This window comes from Neobacillus drentensis (genome assembly GCF_036966985.1).
GTDB classification, from domain to species: domain Bacteria; phylum Bacillota; class Bacilli; order Bacillales; family Cytobacillaceae; genus Neobacillus; species Neobacillus drentensis_E.
On the sequence record NZ_JBALSN010000622.1, the window covers coordinates 1 to 2922 of the forward strand.

The following is a 2922-nucleotide window of genomic DNA, read 5'->3' on the forward strand; positions in this document are numbered from 1 at the left end:
TGACACATTTGTGACAGCACGCTTATGGATTGATAATCCGTTTTGGACAGGTGTTCCATTCTATATAAGGACAGGAAAAAGAATGAAGGAAAAATCGACTCGGATCGTCATTGAATTTAAAAATACTTTAAAACTACTGTATAAACATAATCAGCAAAATGTGGAGCCTAATCTATTGATTATTGAAATCAGCCCGAAAGAAAATGTTTCTCTGCAATTAAATAGCAAAAATCCATTGAATAACGGGAAAATCGAACCTGTTAGAGTTAATTTTTCTTGTGAAGATGTAGAAAACTTTAGGTCAGGAGTCCCAGAGGCCTACGAAAGGTTGATTTACGATGCTTTAATCGGAGATTCCACATTCTTTGCTCATTGGAAAGAAGTTGAATTGTCTTGGGAGTGGGTACAGCCAATTCTGAATGCATTTGAGGAAAATATGTTACCGCTTCATGAATATCGTTCAGGTTCATATGGGCCAGATGCCGCTGAATCCCTTTTATCAGAAAATGGCTTCAAATGGTGGCTGGATGAAGAAATTCAACAAAACAGAGGAACTGAACATTTGAAATCACAAATGTCCAGGAGGATATAGACTATGTCACCAAATATTGAGAACTTAGCAGTTACAACAATTCGAACTTTATCAATCGATGCCATCAATGCGGCAAATTCTGAGCTCCCAGGTCTCCCAATGGGGGCAGCACCAATGGCATACGCATTATGGGCTAACCATTTGAATCACAATCCTGAAAATCCAAAGTGGTTCAATCGTGATCGATTCGTTTTATCGGCGGGACATGGGTCAAGTTTGTTATACAGTATACTTCATTTGGCTGGTTATAATGTCACCATTGACGATTTAAAGAATTTCAGAAAATTAAACAGCAGGACCCCGGGACACCCTGAATTTGGTCATACTCCTGGCGTAGAAGCGACAACCGGTCCATTGGGGCAGGGCATTGCTAACGCAGTTGGCATGGCTATGGCTGAAGCACATTTGGCCGAGAAGTTTAATAAAGAAGGACATGCTGTTATTGATCACTATACCTATGCTTTAGTAGGGGATGGTGACTTAATGGAAGGCATTTCTTATGAAGCGATGTCAATGGCTGGCCATATGAAACTCGGTAAGCTAATTGCATTATATGACTCAAATGATATTTCTCTTGATGGAGAATTAAATGTATCTTTTTCCGAAAATATCGAGAAAAGAGCAGAATCGGCTCATTGGCACTATTTAAGGGTGGAAGATGGTAATGATCTTAACGCAATTTCAAAAGCAATTGAATTAGCAAAACAAAATACCGACCAACCAAGCATCATTGAAATTAGAACCATTATCGGATATGGAAGTCCGAAGGTAGCAGGGACAAATAAAGCACATGGTGCACCGCTTGGGGCAGAAGAAGGAAAAATAACGAAACAAGCCTACAACTGGCTTTATGAAGAAGATTTCTATGTTCCAGAAGAAGTAAAAGCTCACTTTGAACAATTAAAGCGTAAGGGAATGGACACTGAACAAAACTGGATTAACCTATTCCGTTCATATAAGCAAGCTTATCCAGAATTGGCAGAGCAATTAACCAATGCAATTGATGGAAAAGTCCTCATTGAGGCAAATGATATCTTAACGTTTGAAACTGGAAAAAATGTTTCCACTCGTGTAGCCAGTGGGGATGCTATCAACCACTTTGTTAAATCAGTTCCAGCCATTTTCGGTGGCAGTGCAGACCTTTCACATTCTACCATGACCGAAATTAAAGGGGAACAAATTTACGCAGTGGAATCCTACAGCGCACGTAATGTTTACTTCGGTGTCCGTGAACATGCAATGGGTGCCGCAGCTAATGGTATGGCATATCATGGCGGAGTGAAGCCGTTTGTTAGTACATTCTTTGTATTTAATGATTATCTTCGTCCGTCTATCCGATTGGCTGCTTTATCAAAGCTTCCAGTAACCTATGTATTTACACATGATTCAATAGCAGTGGGTGAAGATGGACCGACACATGAGCCGGTTGAACACTTGGCAGCACTTCGCTCGATTCCAGGATTAACTGTCATTAGACCAACGGATGCAAATGAAACAGCAAGTGCCTGGGCTTATGCTCTTCAGCAAACAGAAGGCCCGGTTGCATTGGTTTTAAGTCGCCAAAACCTGCCAGTGTATAACGAGACAGAAGCAAATTTGAATAACCTTTCCAAGGGTGCTTATGTTTTGTCCGAAACAACTTCTAATCCAAACTTAATATTAATTGCTACTGGCTCCGAGGTCTCTTTGGCTGTAAACGCAAAATCAGAGTTGGAAAAAGAAAATATATCTGTTCGGATTGTCGCCATGCCAAGTTGGGAATTGTTTAGACTGCAACCTGAAGAATATCAAGAATCTGTTTTGCCTTCTTCCAATTTAAAACGTTTGGCTATCGAAATGGGTATTTCACTCGGATGGGAACGCTTTGTTGGATTTGAAGGAAAGGTTCTATCTATTGAAACATTCGGTGCTTCAGGAGATGGTGCTGCTGTTATGAAACAATTTGGATTTACGACTGAAAATGTTGTTCATATGGCAAGAAATCTTTTGAAGCAATCTTAAACAGAACTTAAATAAAATAATTACAACTATTGGAGGGAAATAAAATGAAGGTTGGATTAATTGGTTTAGGGAAAATGGGTTTAAATTTAGGACAAAATTTAATGGATCACCATCACGAAGTAGTAGCATTTGATGTTAATCAGAGTGCGGTGGAAGAAATAAAAGGTTACGGAGCTGTAGGTGTATCAAGCTATAAGGAACTTGTTCAATCATTGGATCGGCCAAGAGTTCTTTGGATTATGGTTCCACACGCTGTAGTTGATTCGGTTATTAGTGATATTCGACCGTTTCTAGAAAAAGGGGATATTGTTATTGAAGCTGGTAATTCC

At 39.6% G+C, this 2922-nt stretch carries 2 protein-coding genes and 1 pseudogene; all 3 read left to right on the top strand.

Features of this window, described 5'->3' with window-relative positions; genetic code table 11:
• Nucleotides 1–592, top strand: a pseudogene (locus tag V7659_RS29230) (glucose-6-phosphate dehydrogenase); the annotation flags it as partial.
• A gap of 3 nt (nucleotides 593–595) precedes the next feature.
• Nucleotides 596–2593 (top strand): transketolase, encoded by a 1998-nt coding sequence (tkt, locus tag V7659_RS29235; protein WP_335543550.1) that lies wholly within the window; start codon nucleotides 596–598, stop codon nucleotides 2591–2593.
• A 44-nt stretch (nucleotides 2594–2637) separates the two neighbouring features.
• Nucleotides 2638–2922, top strand: a 285-nt coding sequence (locus tag V7659_RS29240) for an NAD(P)-binding domain-containing protein (protein ID WP_335543551.1), incomplete at its 3' end; no start/stop codon positions are given.

Coding starts and splice junctions, on each gene's coding strand:
- tkt (WP_335543550.1), top strand. CDS start 596: ATGTCACCAAATATTGAGAACTTAGCAGTTACAACAATTCGAACTTTA.